This is a genomic window from Chitinophaga barathri (assembly GCF_003807585.1).
GTDB classification, from domain to species: domain Bacteria; phylum Bacteroidota; class Bacteroidia; order Chitinophagales; family Chitinophagaceae; genus Chitinophaga; species Chitinophaga barathri.
The window spans coordinates 212,593-229,441 of the sequence record NZ_RMBX01000007.1; the positions used below are offsets into that span (position 1 = coordinate 212,593).

Annotated in this window: 18 protein-coding genes; 14 read left to right on the plus strand and 4 right to left on the minus strand. The window is 46.3% G+C overall.

Features of this window, described 5'->3' with window-relative positions; all coding sequences use genetic code 11:
* The first annotated feature begins 15 nt into the window (after window positions 1–15).
* Genes EG028_RS14350 through EG028_RS14365 form a run of 4 tightly spaced genes read left to right on the plus strand, consistent with a single transcriptional unit; the run spans window position 16 to window position 5,095 of the window.
* Window positions 16–1,020 (plus strand): 3-oxoacyl-ACP synthase III family protein, encoded by a 1,005-nt coding sequence (locus tag EG028_RS14350; RefSeq protein ID WP_120517165.1) that lies wholly within the window; start codon window positions 16–18, stop codon window positions 1,018–1,020.
* 5 nt (window positions 1,021–1,025) lie between these two features.
* Window positions 1,026–2,075: a pseudaminic acid synthase gene (gene pseI, locus EG028_RS14355; protein WP_120517356.1), complete on the plus strand. Its 1,050-nt coding sequence runs from the start codon at window positions 1,026–1,028 to the stop codon at window positions 2,073–2,075.
* 18 nt (window positions 2,076–2,093) lie between these two features.
* Complete coding sequence (locus EG028_RS14360) at window positions 2,094–3,551, plus strand: capsular polysaccharide export protein, LipB/KpsS family (protein ID WP_120517164.1); 1,458 nt, start codon at window positions 2,094–2,096, stop codon at window positions 3,549–3,551.
* A gap of 20 nt (window positions 3,552–3,571) precedes the next feature.
* Complete coding sequence (locus EG028_RS14365) at window positions 3,572–5,095, plus strand: sulfatase family protein (RefSeq protein WP_120517163.1); 1,524 nt, start codon at window positions 3,572–3,574, stop codon at window positions 5,093–5,095.
* A gap of 25 nt (window positions 5,096–5,120) precedes the next feature.
* Here EG028_RS14365 and EG028_RS14370 read toward each other — a convergent pair whose 3' ends face one another.
* Window positions 5,121–5,900 carry an alpha/beta fold hydrolase gene (locus EG028_RS14370; protein WP_120517162.1) on the minus strand — a complete coding sequence of 260 codons (780 nt, stop codon included), beginning with the start codon at window positions 5,898–5,900 and terminating at the stop codon, window positions 5,121–5,123.
* Between the two features lie 260 nt (window positions 5,901–6,160).
* On the opposite strand from EG028_RS14370, the gene EG028_RS14375 reads away from it, so the two are divergent.
* Genes EG028_RS14375 through EG028_RS14385 form a run of 3 tightly spaced genes read left to right on the plus strand, consistent with a single transcriptional unit; the run spans window position 6,161 to window position 8,643 of the window.
* Window positions 6,161–7,105 (plus strand): pentapeptide repeat-containing protein, encoded by a 945-nt coding sequence (locus EG028_RS14375; RefSeq protein ID WP_120517161.1) that lies wholly within the window; start codon window positions 6,161–6,163, stop codon window positions 7,103–7,105.
* Window positions 7,106–7,117: 12 nt separating this feature from the next.
* Window positions 7,118–7,876: an ABC transporter ATP-binding protein gene (locus EG028_RS14380; RefSeq protein WP_120517160.1), complete on the plus strand. Its 759-nt coding sequence runs from the start codon at window positions 7,118–7,120 to the stop codon at window positions 7,874–7,876.
* Window positions 7,876–8,643, plus strand: a complete 768-nt coding sequence (locus EG028_RS14385) for an ABC transporter permease (protein WP_120517159.1) — start codon at window positions 7,876–7,878, stop codon at window positions 8,641–8,643. Before EG028_RS14380 ends, EG028_RS14385 begins: the two co-directional genes overlap by 1 nt.
* Before the next feature lie 552 nt (window positions 8,644–9,195).
* On the opposite strand, the gene EG028_RS14390 is transcribed toward EG028_RS14385, so the two are convergent.
* A complete protein-coding gene (locus EG028_RS14390) occupies window positions 9,196–9,879 on the minus strand; it encodes a hypothetical protein (RefSeq protein WP_120517158.1) in 684 nt (227 codons plus the stop codon).
* Window positions 9,876–10,757 (minus strand): hypothetical protein, encoded by an 882-nt coding sequence (locus EG028_RS14395; protein ID WP_120517157.1) that lies wholly within the window; start codon window positions 10,755–10,757, stop codon window positions 9,876–9,878. Before EG028_RS14395 ends, EG028_RS14390 begins: the two co-directional genes overlap by 4 nt.
* A gap of 500 nt (window positions 10,758–11,257) precedes the next feature.
* Here EG028_RS14395 and EG028_RS14400 point away from each other — a divergent pair, with 500 nt between their 5' ends.
* The 7 genes from EG028_RS14400 to EG028_RS14430 all read left to right on the plus strand — a co-directional run bounded on the left by EG028_RS14400 (window position 11,258) and on the right by EG028_RS14430 (window position 16,336).
* Window positions 11,258–12,523, plus strand: a complete 1,266-nt coding sequence (locus EG028_RS14400) for a site-specific integrase (protein ID WP_120517156.1) — start codon at window positions 11,258–11,260, stop codon at window positions 12,521–12,523.
* A gap of 31 nt (window positions 12,524–12,554) precedes the next feature.
* Window positions 12,555–13,229, plus strand: coding sequence for a hypothetical protein (locus tag EG028_RS14405; RefSeq protein WP_120517155.1), 675 nt, complete (start codon window positions 12,555–12,557; stop codon window positions 13,227–13,229).
* 88 nt (window positions 13,230–13,317) lie between these two features.
* On the plus strand, window positions 13,318–13,617 hold the full coding sequence (locus tag EG028_RS14410; protein WP_120517154.1) for a helix-turn-helix domain-containing protein: 300 nt from the start codon (window positions 13,318–13,320) through the stop codon (window positions 13,615–13,617).
* Entirely contained in the window at window positions 13,610–13,954 is a 345-nt protein-coding gene (locus tag EG028_RS14415; protein WP_120517153.1) for a hypothetical protein, read from the plus strand. Before EG028_RS14410 ends, EG028_RS14415 begins: the two co-directional genes overlap by 8 nt.
* Before the next feature lie 312 nt (window positions 13,955–14,266).
* Window positions 14,267–15,424 (plus strand): hypothetical protein, encoded by a 1,158-nt coding sequence (locus EG028_RS14420; RefSeq protein WP_123864675.1) that lies wholly within the window; start codon window positions 14,267–14,269, stop codon window positions 15,422–15,424.
* On the plus strand, window positions 15,421–15,897 hold the full coding sequence (locus tag EG028_RS14425; protein ID WP_120517151.1) for an antA/AntB antirepressor family protein: 477 nt from the start codon (window positions 15,421–15,423) through the stop codon (window positions 15,895–15,897). Before EG028_RS14420 ends, EG028_RS14425 begins: the two co-directional genes overlap by 4 nt.
* Before the next feature lie 151 nt (window positions 15,898–16,048).
* A complete protein-coding gene (locus tag EG028_RS14430; protein ID WP_221198105.1) occupies window positions 16,049–16,336 on the plus strand; it encodes a helix-turn-helix domain-containing protein in 288 nt (95 codons plus the stop codon).
* Between the two features lie 61 nt (window positions 16,337–16,397).
* On the opposite strand, the gene EG028_RS14435 is transcribed toward EG028_RS14430, so the two are convergent.
* On the minus strand, window positions 16,398–16,847 hold the full coding sequence (locus tag EG028_RS14435) for a hypothetical protein (protein ID WP_120517149.1): 450 nt from the start codon (window positions 16,845–16,847) through the stop codon (window positions 16,398–16,400).
* Window positions 16,848–16,849 lie beyond the last annotated feature (2 nt).

Here is a 16,849-nt window from a genome sequence, read left to right on the forward strand (position 1 = left end):
AAAAACGCCGAGTGTATGCATGTTTATTTGAGGGATATCGCCTACTACCTTCCTGAAAAGGCACTCTTCAATAAAGAGATAAGCACGAATTTTTTGGAGTGGTCTGAAGAAAAGATCTTTTCTAAGTTAGGTATCAATGAACGGCGTATAGCGGGTGAAAATGAGTATGCAAGTGATTTGGCCATAAAAGCAGCGGAAAAATTGTTTGAGCAAGGTGCCTGTTCAAAAACGGATATTGATTTTCTGCTTTACTGCACGCAAAGTCCTGATTACCTTTTGCCTACCACCGCATGTGTGCTTCAGGATAAATTAGGATTAAGGACGAATATAGGTGCGTTGGACTTTAACCTTGGTTGCTCGGGTTATGTTTACGGATTAAGTCTTGCGAAGGGATTGATTGCATCCGGCATGGCAAAAAATGTATTGTTTATTACGGCGGAAACTTACAGTAAATTTATACATCCGCAAGATAAATCGAACCTCGCCATTTTTGGAGATGCTGCGTCGGCAAGTATTATATCCGCGCAGCGGGGGCTCTGGGAAATATCGGAATTCATTTTCGGTACCGATGGTAGGGGCGCGGAAAATCTTATGGTGAAAAATGGAGGGGTACGGCATCCTGAATATAGCGGGCAGAACGAATTTACCGATGAAGGGCAGTGGAAAAAGAACGACAACAATTTGTACATGGATGGAGCCGCCATCTTCCAATTCACCACCTCTTCCGTTCCCGGGCTAATAAAAGAAACCGTTGCATTAAATAATATTACTCTTCAGGATGCGGATTGGTTCGTCTTTCATCAGGCCAATAAATTTATGCTTGATTTTATCAGAAAAAAAATTGGTATTCCGCCTGAAAAATTCTTCACGCATATGGAAAACTGCGGTAACACTGTTTCCTCTTCAATACCTATTGCACTCAGGGAAGGCCTTCTTTCCGGACAGATAAAAGCCGGGCAAAAAATTATTCTTGCCGGTTTTGGTGTGGGGTACTCATGGGCAGGAACGCTTTTAAAATAAAACAGATGAAAAATAACAGCGCTTTTAATATTGGACCCTGGAAAATAGGTCCTCAACATAGACCTTTTCTCATTGCGGAAATGAGCGGAAACCACAACCAGTCGCTGGACAGGGCGCTGGCCATCGTGGATGCCGCCGCGGATGCGGGCGCGCACGCGATCAAGCTGCAGACCTACACGGCGGACACCATGACCATCAAGGGGGCCTATACTATCAGGGATGAAAATTCCCTCTGGAACAACCAGGAACTGTATGATCTCTACAAAATGGCATATACGCCATGGGAATGGCACCAGGCTATTTTTGACCACGCTCAAAAACGCGGCATCCTGGCATTCAGTTCCCCTTTCGATGAAACGGCGGTGGACTTCCTCGAATCATTGAATGTGCCTTGTTATAAGATCGCGTCTTTTGAAAATACATTCTGGCCGCTGCTGAAAAAGGTAGCTGCTACCGGGAAACCCGTGATCATGTCCACCGGCGTGAGTTCACTGGCGGACATCAGCGAATCGGTGAACATCCTGCGGGAAAACGGCTGTAAAGACCTGGTGCTGCTGAAATGCACCAGTACTTATCCCGCAACGCCGGAGAATACGAATATCCTCACCATTCCGCATATGGAACAGCTGTTCAACTGCCAGGTAGGCCTTTCCGATCATACGATGGGTACGGGCGTGGCGGTAGCGGCTACTGCGCTTGGTGCCACCGTGATTGAAAAACATTTTACCTTAAGACGCGCGGACGGCGGTGTGGATAGTGCGTTTTCCATGGAACCTGGAGAATTTGCCAGGCTGGCGGAAGAAACGAACAGCGCTTTCCTGGCCCTGGGCCATGTGCAATACGGTGTGCAGGAAGCGGAGAAAAAGAGCCTGCTCTTCAAACGTTCTATTTACGTTGTAAAAGATATTCAGCCCGGGGAAACATTCACCGCCGAAAACATCCGGGTGATTCGTCCCGGGGACGGCCTCCACCCGAGGTATTATGAAAAACTCCTTGGACAAACCGCCAGGATGGCTTACAAACAAGGTACTCCGCTCACGATCACAGGCATTTAATATAGCAGATAAGGAAGCATGAAAGTTTTGTTTTTTAACGGCATGAACATCACGCCGCACATTGAGACCGAGATGGAGATTGCGGTGGACCTCATGAAAGAGGGCCACGACGTGTATTTTGTGCAATGCCGGGGCGAGCTGCATACCTGCTGCATCAACTTCACCCGGGCGGAGTGGATCTGCCGTGACTGCCGCAGCCGTCAGAAAAACTCCTTCGACATTCTCGGCCTTCCGCCGGAGAACGTTTTGTATTTCAAAGATGTACCGCTGGATGAAAAGATCATTCCGCGGAAGTTCGCTTCCATGGAAGAAGTAAAGGAATTCACTTTCGAAGGCTCGGACATCGGCATGGGCGTGGCGTCTTCCCTTATCTCCTCTTACCGCGACCATCGGCTGGATACCGAAAAGTTCAAAAAAGAAATCTACGACGGCATCTGGACCTCCCTGTACGTGCATGAAAATGCCAAAAAGATGCTGGACGAACTGCAACCGGACCTCGTAATATTTTTTAACGGCCGTTATCTTGAGATCCGCCCGATGATGCGGCTTTGTGAAGAAAGGGGGATTCATTTCCAGACGCACGAGCGGGGCGGTACTATTGAAAAATATATCCTTTGCGACAACAGTACGCCGCATTCGCTGGTGAACCTTGCGCGCGAGATCGAAGAGGGCTGGGAAAAAGCGCCGGAAGGAAAAGAAGAGAGAGGCCGGCAGTTTTTTGTGGACAGGAGGAACCGGATCATGCAGTCCTGGGTGGTGTTCACCGCGGACCAGGAGAGAGGCAGCCTGCCGGCGGGGTTTGACAGGAATGTGAAGAACATCGTGCTGTATAATTCCTCGCTGGACGAATATGAGGGCATTGCGGGTATTTCCGGCAAGATATACCCCACGGACAACGTCGGTATCGCAAGGCTGCTGGAGAGCCTGGAACACCGGGAAGACATTCATTTTTACCTTCGCGTACACCCCAATCTGAAGGGGCTGGAAAACACGCAGGTTAAAGAACTAAGAGAAATAGGCAGGCGTTTTAGAAACCTCACGATTATCGGCGCGGAAGAAGTGATAGACACCTACGCACTGATGGATGCGGCGGATATCGTGGTGGTCTTTGGTTCCACCATGGGCGTGGAAGCCGCTTTTTTTGGCAAACCGGTAGTGCTGTTGGGCAATTCATTTTACGACCGCCTGAAAGGTTTTTATATCCCATCCACCCGCGAAGAAGCTGTGGCGTTCCTGGAGCAGGACCTGCAACCGCTCCCCTCCGGTGACGACCTGCTGAAGTACGGGTATTGGGAGTTGGAAAGAGGTATTTATTACAAATATTATAAAGCGGAAGCGCTCTTTGAAGGTACGTTCATGGGTAAAAGCATTGCGGTGACGCCCGTGCAGAAAGCCCTTAACTACCTGCTGGTGAAAGGGACGCGGAAGCTGGCGAAAGGAAAACGTTTGTTGAATAAGCTGAAAAAGAAATCCTGATAACCCGTAAAAACATCAAGATGCTGCCAAAAAGAACATTTTTTGCCTTCCTGTTGCTGCTGGCCGTTTCCAGCCAGGCACAGAAAACGAAGAGGCCGAACATTATTTTTATTTTCTCCGACGACCATGCCTTCCAGGCAGTAAGTGCCTATGGGGGTAAACTGGCGCAGACGCCGAACATCGACCGTATTGCGCGGGAAGGAGCGATCTTCCGCAATGCGCTTGTTACCAATTCCATCTGTGGGCCCAGCCGGGCAACCTTACTTACGGGCAAATACAGCCACCGGAACGGGTACCCGCTGAATGAAAAACGCTTTGACATCACGCAGCTGCTCTTCCCCCGCGTGTTGCAGCAAAACAATTACCAGACGGCCTGGGTCGGGAAATGGCACCTGGGCAGCCTCCCCGACGGTTTTGACTACTGGCGCATCCTTCCCGGCCAGGGACAATATTACAATCCCGACCTGATCGAAAAAGGTAAAGACACTGCCCGTGTGCCCGGTTATGTGACCAATGTGATCACAGATGTATCCATCGACTGGCTGCAGCACCGCGACAGCAGCAAACCTTTTATGCTGGTGGTGGGCCACAAAGCCACGCATCGCGAGTGGCTGCCGGATATCCAGGACCTGGGCGCATACGACAATGTGAATTTCCCGCTGCCCAAATCCTTTAAGGACGATTACAAAAACCGCGCAGCCGCACAAAACCAGGACATGAGCATCGAAAAAACGATGCGCCTCAAAGAAGACCTGAAAGTACATGCGGACTACAACCGGTTTGTATATAACCGCTTCACGCCTGAAGAAAAAGCCAAGTTCAAAGCCTATTACGACAAAGTGAGCAAAGAGTTTGACAACAAAAAACTCAGCGGCGAAGCCCTTACCGAATGGAAATACCAGCGTTACCTGAAAGATTACCTTTCCACTGCCCGTTCTCTGGACAGGAACATCGGCCGCCTGCTGGATTATCTCGACAAGTCCGGACTGGCTGAAAATACCGTGGTGGTATACGCTTCAGACCAGGGTTTTTATCTTGGCGAGCATGGCTGGTTCGATAAGAGATTTATTTATGAAGAATCTCTCCGCACGCCTTTTGTCGTGCGTTATCCCGGTGTGATCAAACCCGGCACCAAAGTAAATGAGCTGATGACGAACATCGACTGGGCGCCGACCATTCTTGATATCGCGGGCGTAGCCGTGCCGGAGGAAATGCAAGGCGTATCCTTCATGCCGCTGGTGACGCCCGGCGCCGATAAGTCAAACTGGCGCAAGGCGGCTTATTATCATTATTACGAGTTTCCCGAGCCGCATCATGTGTATCCGCACTTCGGGCTGCGCACAGACCGTTACACGCTGGTGAGGTTTTACGGCGAGTCCGATACCTGGGAGCTGTACGATCTTGTGAAAGACCCGATGCAGCTGCGGAATATTTACGGCACAAAAGGAACAGAGAAAGTAACCGCCAGTCTTAAAGAAGAGCTTCGCACCCAGATCAAAAACTATAAGGATGACGAAGCTTTGAAAATACTGGATAAAGGCTGATCCCGAAGCCATCATCATGTGTTCTTTACTCAAAAAATTCCTTTAGTATGGGCGCAATAGCTTCCGGGGAAACCTGGTGCGCCTGATCCCTGAGCGTTTTACGCACGGCACCGGGGATAATTTTCCCCAACGTTTCAACGGTTTCATGCATAAAATCGAAACTCTTTTCACCATACATGACCTGTGTAGGCATCATTATTCTTTTTGCAACATCAGCGGGAATTGAGCCGTCTCCCAGGACTTCAAAATCATATGCGAGTGTAGGACCCAGACGTTCCATTTCCCTCCACTCAGGTGATTTTTTCATGTCTGCTATCTGGTCGGGAGTTGCTCCTGTGCTTTCCAGAAAGGCTGCTACGGCTTCGCCCGGTTTACCGGCTGTGATCAGTTCATTTATTTGCTTTTTCTGTCCGGCAAACTGTTTGGCATTGGCAGAACCGTAAGGAGGCTCATATAGCGCCAGTTTTATTACTTTTTCAGGCCCGAGCTTCTCCGCAGCGTGTAACGACAGGGCTGCGCCGGAAGAAACGCCGTATAAATATGCCTTACCGCCCGCTTCGTCAATAAGCGCTGCTATGTCTTCGATTTCTTTTTCGACAGTGTAAGGTTTGGTATCGGCGCTCTCGCCGCGGCCGCGCCGGTCGAAATAGATGACCGTGAAATCTTTGGCAAGGATGTCTGCCAGGTCTTTTTCGCCATAGAAGTTCCGGTGGGCCAAAGCGCCATTCACCAGTATAATGGCCGGACCTTTACCGGTTTTGTCGTAAGCAATGGCAGTGCCGTCTTTTGAAATAGCTGTGGGCATGTTCGTTAGGTTTTGAATTTTAATTGTTTTTTATCAAAATCCATACCGCAGGGGTAACAGCTTTCTCGCTCTAGTACCCAAGATTATCCCAGGCAAAATACCTCAGAATTAACCCTAAATCCTCAAAAACTACTGCCAGTTGTTAAATAACAACGACAAGTGGTGTAGTCACAACTATTAGGATCGGCATTTTTGGTGATTCTGCCGGTGAACTGGAATAACTTTGCAGTATCGAAAGATCAAAACAAAAAAGAGTACATATGGATACTAAGTTAATTGGCGGCAAAATTGCCAAAGCGCGGAAGGAGAAAAATATGTCGCAGGCGCAACTTGCCCAACTGCTGTTTATCAGCCAACAGGCGGTTGGAAAATGGGAACGCGGAGAATCAATTCCGGATATCGTTACGCTTAATCGCCTCGCCGAAATTTTCGGGGTTGACCTTAACTATTTTTCAGAAAACTTCCCATCCACGGCTGATGAAACGGCTGTTAAGATGTCCGTTGCCATTGATAGCAACATTGAGCAAGCGGCACAGGAGGAGGTTGCCAGCCTCCCCGGCTCTGAGCGCCAGCTGTTGACGGACTTCAGCGCGAGCAACCTGGCGGAAAGCGACTTCGCGGGCGTCACCGCGCATAAAAGCAAATTTGACGCGAGCACATTGCTTGGCTCGGACTTTTCGGGTGCGGACCTGACCGGCAGCTCATTTAAGGTCGGTAATGCACGCGGGGCCAATTTTGACGGCGCAAATCTGACAGACTGCAATTTTTCCATTCTCGATCTGGTGGATGCGAGTTTCAACAAGACCATTCTTGTACGTACCGAATTCAACAAGACGGAGCTGACCAGGGCAAAATTCACCAATGTAACACTGATCGACGTAAAGCTGATCATGATCGACCTCAGGAATACGGTCTTTGAGAAATGTACCTTCAGTGGTGTGGATTTCAAATACTGTGACCTGCGGGGGACGTGCCTGGACGGACTGACTTTTACAGGCGTCAGGTTCGACAAGGCCGCGCTGAACGAAGCGACGTTTAAGGGCACCACCCTTAGAAATGTGTCATTCATCCCGACGTTTGCCCTGACTAATAAATACTACCGTGCGATCAAAACCATCTGCTTTGACGGCGCAAAGATGGATAAACTGACCTACGCCGCACTCAAAGGCATCGGTGCCGATCTTTCTAAAGTCACAATTATATAAAGAGAAAAATATATGGAAAACTCAATTCAAGTAAAAGGACTCCAAAAGTCCTACAGGCAGCTGCATGTCCTGAAAGGAGTGGATTTCGAGGTGAAAAAGGGAAGCATATTCGCCCTGCTCGGCTCCAACGGTTCAGGCAAGACGACAATTGTTAAAATCCTGACCACATTGTTAAAACAAGACAGCGGGAATGTTATCGTAAACGGGTTCGACGTTGTTGCTCAGCCAGGCAATGTGCGGCAGTCTATTAGCCTGACAGGGCAGTTTGCCGCCGTGGACGAGATACTGACCGGGCGGGAAAATCTTGTTATGATTGCTAAGCTGCGGCACGTTAAAGATCCGCTTCAGGTCGCAGACGATTTGTTGAAACGTTTCGGTTTAGCTGATGCTGCCAACCGAAGGGCGTCGACTTATTCGGGAGGCATGCGCCGCAGGCTGGATATTGCCATGAGCCTTGTCGGAGAATCGCCGCTTGTCTTCCTGGACGAGCCCACTACCGGGCTTGACCCCGAGGCTCGTATTGAGGTTTGGAGGATCGTCAAAGAGCTTGCGGGTAACGGCACGACGGTATTCCTTACCACACAGTACCTGGAGGAAGCGGAACAGCTCGCCGACAGAATTGCCATTCTTCATGAAGGAAGGATTATTGTGAGCGACACGCTCGCGGCGCTGAAAAAGCTGTTCCCGCCCGCAAAAGTAGAATATATTGAAAAACAGCCGACGCTGGAGGAAATATTCCTTGCGATCATCGGCAAAAAAAATGAAAACTAATGGAAACGATAAAGAACTATTATCTCATGGATATGGGCGTTATGCTCGGACGCAGCTTGCGCCATATTTTTCGCAGCCTGGATACTATCATCACGGTCACCATCATGCCGATTGCAATGATGCTGCTGTTCGTCTATGTATTAGGCGGCGCCATTCAAACCGGCACGGATAACTATGTAAATTACTTGTTGCCAGGTATACTGCTGATTGCCGTTGCAAATAGTATAGGTTATGTGTCTTATCGCTTGTTTTTAGATAAACAACGGGGAATATTCGAGCGTTTCAACTCCATGCCGATTGCGCGTTCAGCCGCGCTGTGGGGGCATGTGCTAACCTCGTTGGTGTCCAATGCGATTTCACTTGTTGTGATCATTCTCGTAGCACTCCTCATGGGCTTCCGCTCACCGGCGGGAATATTATCATGGCTTGCCGTGGCCGGCATAATCGCGCTGTTTACATTGGCATTGACATGGGTAGCCGCGATTGCCGGATTGTCCGCAAAATCGGTGGATGGTGCGGGTGTAATCGCTTACCCGATTCACTTCCTGCCTTTAATCAGCTCCGCGTTTGTACCGACGGCATCCATGCCGGGGCCTGTGCGCGCCTTTGCAGAAAATCAGCCGGTGACCCCGATAGTGGAGGCGATCCGCGCATTGCTTTTAAACCAGCCGGTGGGCAATGGAATATGGGTTGCCCTTGCCTGGTGCGTCGGGATTATGATCGTTGCTTGTTTGGTTGCGGGTAGGGTGTATAAGAAAGGGGGATAAGAGATTGTTATTACGGAGGTGCCACCGTTGAGGAAAGGCTTTTGCAGGGCGGAATGGGAAAGGGTTTGGCTGAAATGAAAAAACCGGGAAAGTAGTTGTAAAACGCTTTCCCGGTTTGGTACCCTACCGAACAGTTTTCGAAACATTTTATTGATGATTTACGATTGCTGGCTAGTCTAGTTGACTGATAACCAACTGCCTGTGGCCTTTAAATTGAGTTGCGGGCTTTATTTTTTGTACATATGAAAAGTGATGTGTGATGAAAGTGAGATTGAGGGCGCTTTTTCTTTTCCCAGGCTGTTAAGCTAGAATTTCCCGACCCGTGCTCCTCCGTTGTGTATTAAGGCAAGCGGTGTTTCCGTAGGACGGAAACTGCTTTGCCCACTGCTCCCGGTGGTCGCATTGGGGAGTTAGTAGTATGAATTTTAAGAGGAGGATAATGAAGAAAAAGACTCCACTAGATCGGTTCTGGAAATAACAAATCATCAACAACCTATTGGATAATATACCTCAAGCTATTTTATTTAAATTACTAAGTTGGTTATTCTTTGATTATCCGATTACGTTACATTTCCTACCCGGATAGAAATTTTCGACTTCTTTTATTGACCATTTTCGCAGTAATGCGATGTTTGTTGTATCAGAATGAGCTCTTGCATTGGTCAGAAGACAGTTTCCTTCTAAGTCCTTAAGTTTATCAAACTCGACGTGGTGTTTTCTCTGGCCCCTGAGTTCAAATAGTTCAACCATTGATTGAAAAGTATAAACTTCGTCTTTAGGAAGTTTCGAAGTGGGGTGTTCGCTAAATTTTGCATCCATAATCATAATCAGATCATTCTGATCCGGGTCCTCACTTGCGTTCGCAGTCTGGAATGAGATATCTGGGTGATTTTTCTCAATTGGATACGGACTTCTAATGAGGGTGCCTGCACAAATTTGAAAACATAGTTTCCCGTCAACTGAAGCATGGAACCGAGGTTTTCCGCTTTTAATAGCAGCCTTTTTGGGGAATGCAAATTTAAATGAGCCGTTACCTTCGATAAATGAAATATCATAGTTGGCAGAAAGGTCTATTATTATGCAAATGTAACAGTAGAATTCATATATATAGTCGTTGGCAACATTAGAAGACTGGCTGCCCACCACAGGTGCCAAAATTTCAGTACTGTTTTCCCAGATACTGCATTTTTTTAATAATGATGCATATTGTTGAATGTGATCTACGAAATCTTTCATTTTCCTAAATCAATGGGCCATGAACGCCGTTTGAAAATTTTTTGAAATCTAGCTTCTATCTCAGGATTTTCACGTACTGTTTTTTCAAGGAAGGTTTCAATAGTATGCTGTCCCTCCAGTTCGAATAATTTTTGGAAAAGTGCAGCCTGCGCACTTATGTTTAGCTTTACTTCTGTGTCTGGATCAATAAATGCTACTTCGTTGGGTGGAATTTGATCTTTGAAGTGAGAATGAAGTAATTTGTCAGTAGCAATTAAGATGCGTCCGCGACTTAAAACTCTTTTTTCTATATACTCAAATAGAAAATTAAGGCCAATTAGGATGTTGATGCTGGATAGATCAATCGTCTGAAATCTATCCATTGCATGAAGTGCGAATTCGAGTCGGTTCTGTCTTGGTAGCGCGTTAACCAGTTTCCCAAAAACAGTACGGGTAGCATAAACCCAGCCATTTACAATTGTTTCGAACTCAGTAGAAGGTATATTTCGATACTGTTGAAAAAAATGAACTGCTGGTTTGTTGTGGTTGTCGACAAATGGAAGACTATATTCTAGTTCGCTTAAAAGATTATTTTTTTCTAGACGCGATTCAATTTTATACTCAAATTTATGTAGATATTTAGGTGGCTGGGGCTTAGGTTTAATTTTTCGATTCGTACTTTGCGGAGGTTTTAGCTCTCTACCTACTGACTTAGTTACTAAGCCGAGAGAACTAAATTCGAGGTCATCTCCAGTATGTTTATTCAAGAAAAGCAAATCGTCGCCCTCAACTATTGGAAGTTTTAGATCTGTACTTTCAATAGAAAAAATCCCTTCTTGCCCGACAGCAAGTCTGGAATTTAGATTGACATAGTTTGTATTTATTGCAATTGCTGACATACCATACTCAATATAGTAAATTTTTATACATATAAGTGAGGGGGTAGAATAATAAAGAATTATTGAAGCAACCTTTCCCTCTTTGATGCACTATATTAACAAAGCACCGTAGCACAAAAACGCCAAATCATCGGTTCGATATACCCCGAAAAACTCGTTTTTGACGGAACGCAATATCGAACCACAAGGATAAACGAAGCTGCCCGGCTTATATACGCAATGGGCGGGGATTTCAGCGAAATAAAAAACCGGAAAAGGAGTGGTAAAACTCACCTTTCCGGTCTGGTAGCCCCGCCAGAACTACCTTTGGCTTAATCGGGCATTTTCCGTAACTCCCTGTTGACTGCCATGAAACCCACTATTTAACTGTGTTTCGGCGGATTATATAATTTAGTTTAATGAGAATTAATTTATCAAAATTAAAGGAAGTGAACAAAAAGTGACCACCAATGTGACCACCGAATTAATTATTCTGGTATATTCGCGGCATAATTTAGTCTATGCCCACTGTTAACTTCAATTTGCGGAAACAAGAAAGTAAAGAACCTCAAATCATCTACCTTATTTTCCGCTGGCCCGGCCATAAATTCAAATATCCGCTACAACTAAAAGTGCTGCCTAAGTATTGGGACGGGGAAAGGCAATGCGTTAAAAATATCATAGCTGCCCCCAATAAGGACGCCATAAATAGGCATTTGGCGGATATAAAGAAGGAAGTCAATGCCATTTATACAAACGCCGTGGCGGATCGCACGCCAGTCACCAAACAACATTTAAAAACCGAGTTAGATACTTTTACCAACCGTACCACACCGGACAAAACCCTTTTGGGCTTTATCCGGCATTACATTGATACGGCGGGTGAGCGAATAAACCCCGTTTCCGGGAAGATCACCAGTATACGCACCATTCAGAAGTATAATACTACGTATGACGTATTGAAAGAGTTTGCGGATGGGTATAACCGCCGCTTGGACTTTGATACGGTAGACCTAGATTTTTATCAGGATTTTGTTGGCTACCTGACAACAATCAAGAATTACAAGGTAAACACCGTAGGGAAATACGTAGCGACTTTAAAGGGATTCCTGAACGCAGCCGGGGAAAAGAAACTAACCACCCGTACGGATCACAAAAGCAAGCGGTTCAAAGTTATGTCTGAGGACAGCGCCGCCATATATTCACCAGTAACCGAATTATTAAAGGTATACGACCTTGATTTATCCGAAAACAAGCGGTTAGAGAAAGTAAGGGACTTGTTTATAGTGGGAGCCTTTACGGGTCTTCGCTTCAGTGATTTTACCGCGCTGAAGTCCAGTAACATTATTGGGGAGAATATAGAGGTTTACCAGCAGAAAACCGGCGGAAAAGTCGTGATTCCTATCCACTGGACTGTAAAGGAGATTTTGGGAAAATACGAAAACTCTCTGCCTACCAATATTTCAAACCAAAAGATGAATGATTATATAAAAGACGTTTATAAAGAAGCGGAGATAACAGAACAGATAGAAATACAAAATACAAAGGGCGGGCTGCGGAAAGTCGAATCTTTTGAAAAGTGGGAACTAGTGAGTACTCACACCGCCCGGCGTTCCTTTGCAACAAACCTTTATTTGCAGGGTATACCATCGCAAACCATCATGAAGATTACCGGGCATAAGACGGAAAAGGCGTTTTTGAAGTACATCCGGTTGGATGGTAAGGAACACGCCAATCTGCTGCGGGAAATGTGGGATACGAAGCAGCCTTTAAGGGCGGTTAAATGATTGAAATTTAAACTCATATAAAAAGCAGGAAATGGATTTTTTGAAGATTAATATTGATTTGATCGTCAATAAAGTTGCCGAAAATATTGTAGATAGCAGCGTTAGAGATTTGTTTATATCATTTATAAACAAAATAGTAGCTAAAAGGAAAAATGAAATTGAACGAAGGGGCAAAAGTGCATTCGATCCATTGGCGATGTACCGGGCTTGGTTAGAAACATATACAGGTTTATTTGAAAGCCTCAGATATTTGGATGATTATAAAGTAGGGGTAGTCCCTAAGGTGAAGTATTATATGGAAGATGATATTCGTGAAAATGATAATTTCATAATGGATGTTATCACTATAAAAATGTCTCACCTTTTAAATGCTAAAATAGAAGAGTTAACCCCTATTAGTGATGTGCCTGAAGAAAGTATCTTTTCCGGATTTACTTGGGATGATAAAACGGAGATTTGTGAAATGATTCAAGCCTTATATTTGAGTAAAAGAATTTACATGGACGGAAAACCTACAACAAAAAAGGCATTAAAGGAAGTGTTTGAAAAGCTGTTTAATACAGATTTAACCCATATCGACAGTTTGTTAAATGCCAAAGCCCAATCTGCAAAACAATCTATTGATAAAGAACATTTTATGGAGGAGTTGTCACAACGGAATGCAGAACATTTTCAAAGCATCATTAACAAGACACCAAGGAAATAAATCTAAATAAATATTTTGTTCAAGTTGAATGAACTTGAATTTACTTGTTTTGTCTGACCCTGATTTTTGCATCATAAACAACTAATTTATGATGGCAAAGCAAATGTTACAAATTGAGAATCTGGATTCCTCCGCCCTGTTAAAATTGTTTGACGGTTTAAACAAGCGGTTTGATGAATTAGCCCCGGCAGTGCCGAACGACCCCGATACATACATGACCCGGCAGGAGGTAGCCGACCTCTTTAAAATCTCCCTTCCCACTGTCCACGCATGGATGAACACGGGTATCTTGAAATATTACAAGATCGCCAACAAAACCCGCTTTCTCCGTGGGGAGGTACTGGCAGCAGTTACCGCTATCAAACAGAAAGGAGGTAGCCATGAGTAAGGCATTATTCGCAAAGGAATGGGCGATTCAGGCGGCGCTTGACGAATGCGCCGCCCTGAAGGCCACCCCGGCCCGATCCCGGAAGAAAGGAGGCCGCTTGTTACTGGCAGTTTTGGAACAGTACCCGGCCCGGCGGCGTAACCTGGGCTTTGCCTTGGGCCTTCCGCACAACATTTGGGCGGCGGATTGCGCCGTTATTATCGTCGTGCATCTGGTGCGCCTTTTCCTGCTGGGGGAATACGACCTGCAAACCACCCTCCGCAATGTGGATCATCTGCTATGTAAGGCGCTGGCCCGCGTTCAGGCAGAAATTTCCCAACAGGTAAAATGTAAATAACCGGTTTTCTCCTTTCATTCCTTTCTCATGATTGACGGCATTAAGAGCGTACACCCGTACCTGACGGCGGGAACTTGGGAGGCTTCCCCCTTGCTGGGCTTTGTTGTGGCCGTGGATCAGCAAACGGGGGAGCTGGCGGGCAATGGGAGCTATGCCGCCTTTAACGGCCTGCGGTTTGAGGTCAGGCCGTCCAGCCTTCAGCCCGGCGCGGCAACGCACTGTTTGAAAGGTTCTTTGCATAAGTACCACAACGGGGGAGCGCATAACGCCAACAGTTTCCCATTTGCCGAGCTGGTAAAAACCGTGCAGGGATTGGAAGCGAGTTTTTCCGTGCTGCCGGACCGGGCCACGCTGCACGGGCTGGAAATCGGGGTGAATATCTGGTTACCCTTTTCCCCGCTACGGGTATTAAAGCAGGTGATTTGTTACATCAACAAACCATTCACACAGATAGATCGCAGGAACAGGCGGTTGGGGCTGGTCTGTTCCTTATGTGAGTATGATGTAAAGCTGTACGACAAGGGAGCGCAAAGCGGGGTTAAAACCGGCCATCTGCTGCGGTTGGAAGTCAAGGTAAAAAAGATGCGGTTTATCCGTGGTTATGGTATTGCAACCATGGCCGACTTGACCGAAGCAAGCAAGGTTTTTCCCCTGTTCCGCTTGCTGTCTGAAGTGCTACGCGGCATTGTATTCATGGATTTAACCCTGTCCAAACAGCCTTTAAACGCCCATGAACACCGGCAATTTCTGGTGTTAAGCAATCCTAAAGGCTGGGAGGAAATGAGTAAGTACCAGTTATCCCGCAACCGGGAACGGGCGGAGCTGCTTATGCACAGGCATTCCAAAAGGCAGATAAAGCCGCTGCTGTTCTCGCTTTTGGCTGAAACATGGGCCGGTCTGTTCGGTATGGGAACGGAAGCTATTACCCTGCAACCTTTTCACCGGCTGGACGGATCAGGGAAAGGGGGCCAGCCTGCAACCTTTTCACACCTTGAATATAAGGGTAAAAAGGTTGCAGCAACCACGGGAGAATACCCGCAGGAAAAGACCGGTATATATAGCGCAAAAGATGCGCAAAAAAACAGTGCGAAAACCGCACAGCGATCTTGTAAAACCTGCCGCCGGGATATATCTACCCAGCATCCCCGGAGCCGGTTTTGTAGTGAGCGTCTGTACGGATCAGCCGGGAAAGCCTGCCGCAATAAGGACAGCAACCACCGCCGGGATTTAAAACGAATCATCAACACCGCCATGAACACACAGCAATTTATCGCTATCACCTACAGCGTGGGCGGGGATAGCTATACGGATACCCTGCACCCTTCAGAGCTGGAAGTAACGCGCAATTGGTTAGACAAGATCACACGCATTGATTTACTGCCTACCGGCAAAGGGGATCGGTTAGAAACCCTCACCGGCAATAAGGCACAGGCATTTATTCAACAACACATAAACAACACATCAAAATGAAAACATTGATTCAGATAGACACCCACAACGGACAGAGCGTAGTATCAGCAAGAGAATTGCATGGTTTCCTGTCCATCAAACGGCACTTTGCTACATGGTGCAAAAGCATGTTTGAATATGGTTTTGAATCCGGGATAGACTTTACCCCCGTTTGGGGTAAAAGTACCGGAGGCCGTCCGGCCATGGATTACGCCCTTACGTTGGACATGGCAAAAGAAATATCCATGATCCAGCGAACAGAGCGCGGACAGGAGGCCCGCCGCTATTTTATCGCCTGTGAAAAATTGTTACAAGCGCAGAAACGCAACGTGGAAACATTGCAACTGAAAGCCAAGTATTACGACATCATCATTACCCGCATCGGCCTTAACCGGGAAGCCGCTAAGATCAGGCGCAGACTGAAGCAATTGGAGCCGCCGCGAATAATGGCGTACCTGCCGTTACATATGCAGGCGGAGCTATTTCAGGCGTAAAAACCTCCAATACAGCCACCAAACACCTGAAAAGTTTACCGGGGGGTATAGTTCAAAACCGTATCAACAAAGTGGACACCTCCCGGTATTCAAACTGCGACATAGCAAAGTACAATTTGCTTGTATTTAAGGTTAATTTATGGACACGAAAATGGAAAGATCATTCCCCAGCCCGTTAATAGCAAAGGCTTACGACTATTATCTAAAGGGTTTAACAGCTAAAGAAACGGCTAAACTGCTGGATATATCCCCACGCACAGTACAACGGTATATAAAGGCTTATGGCTTTGAAGAAAGGGCGGTTCCCGCCACTATCCGGCAGCGGGTGATCCAGTTACATGCACAAGGTTTTTCCCTCCGGGAAATAGCAGATATTATTCAAAAAAGCCGGACAACGGTTTACAAATACCTGAAAGCGGAAAAGCAAAAGGTCGGGTAAACACCCGACCTTTGCGCATCTGTATTGTTTCCCCATTGTATTACGTTTTGTCGATGAATATTTATTTGGGCAAAGACAATTTTTCATATGCAATGTTTATAATTTCCCGTTTCACTTCTTCCCTGCCGACCATTGTATCGCAGTAATCTATAGGCGGAATGTACTTCTTTTCGGGAGAGCCTATTTTGATCCATTTGTTAAAAAAAGGCGGATCGTTAAAATGATCATAACCGAATCCGTATAAATCAATGATAGAAATAATAGAATCACTCATTGCCTGCCTAAACCGGTCATTGCTTTTTTTCATGTGCAGATAACGAGGGGTAATACTCATTAATCTGGCAATGGTTGGATAGTCTAGTCCTGCCGCCGTTTTGAATTGCTTTAATTGTTCTTTGGTAACACCTTTTCTGATGACTGCTATCTTTTGAAGGAAATTCAATCTTTGAAATCTCAGAATTGCCTCCACTGTATTAAAAGAATAGTCTTTTTCTTCCTTGTATTGTTGCATGG

Excerpts from the sequence above, each read along its gene's own strand:
- EG028_RS14415 (WP_120517153.1), top strand. The coding sequence starts at position 13,610 with ATGAGTAAGGCATTATTCGCAAAGGAATGGGCGATTCAGGCGGCGCTT.
- EG028_RS14410 (WP_120517154.1), top strand. The coding sequence starts at position 13,318 with ATGATGGCAAAGCAAATGTTACAAATTGAGAATCTGGATTCCTCCGCC.
- EG028_RS14395 (WP_120517157.1), bottom strand. The coding sequence starts at position 10,757 with ATGTCAGCAATTGCAATAAATACAAACTATGTCAATCTAAATTCCAGA.
- EG028_RS14360 (WP_120517164.1), top strand. The coding sequence starts at position 2,094 with ATGAAAGTTTTGTTTTTTAACGGCATGAACATCACGCCGCACATTGAG.
- EG028_RS14435 (WP_120517149.1), bottom strand. The coding sequence starts at position 16,847 with ATGCAACAATACAAGGAAGAAAAAGACTATTCTTTTAATACAGTGGAG.
- EG028_RS14350 (WP_120517165.1), top strand. The coding sequence starts at position 16 with ATGCATGTTTATTTGAGGGATATCGCCTACTACCTTCCTGAAAAGGCA.
- EG028_RS14400 (WP_120517156.1), top strand. The coding sequence starts at position 11,258 with ATGCCCACTGTTAACTTCAATTTGCGGAAACAAGAAAGTAAAGAACCT.
- EG028_RS14370 (WP_120517162.1), bottom strand. The coding sequence starts at position 5,900 with ATGCCCACAGCTATTTCAAAAGACGGCACTGCCATTGCTTACGACAAA.
- EG028_RS14425 (WP_120517151.1), top strand. The coding sequence starts at position 15,421 with ATGAAAACATTGATTCAGATAGACACCCACAACGGACAGAGCGTAGTA.
- EG028_RS14430 (WP_221198105.1), top strand. The coding sequence starts at position 16,049 with ATGGAAAGATCATTCCCCAGCCCGTTAATAGCAAAGGCTTACGACTAT.
- EG028_RS14375 (WP_120517161.1), top strand. The coding sequence starts at position 6,161 with ATGGATACTAAGTTAATTGGCGGCAAAATTGCCAAAGCGCGGAAGGAG.
- EG028_RS14385 (WP_120517159.1), top strand. The coding sequence starts at position 7,876 with ATGGAAACGATAAAGAACTATTATCTCATGGATATGGGCGTTATGCTC.
- EG028_RS14390 (WP_120517158.1), bottom strand. The coding sequence starts at position 9,879 with ATGAAAGATTTCGTAGATCACATTCAACAATATGCATCATTATTAAAA.
- EG028_RS14380 (WP_120517160.1), top strand. The coding sequence starts at position 7,118 with ATGGAAAACTCAATTCAAGTAAAAGGACTCCAAAAGTCCTACAGGCAG.
- EG028_RS14365 (WP_120517163.1), top strand. The coding sequence starts at position 3,572 with ATGCTGCCAAAAAGAACATTTTTTGCCTTCCTGTTGCTGCTGGCCGTT.
- pseI (WP_120517356.1), top strand. The coding sequence starts at position 1,026 with ATGAAAAATAACAGCGCTTTTAATATTGGACCCTGGAAAATAGGTCCT.
- EG028_RS14405 (WP_120517155.1), top strand. The coding sequence starts at position 12,555 with ATGGATTTTTTGAAGATTAATATTGATTTGATCGTCAATAAAGTTGCC.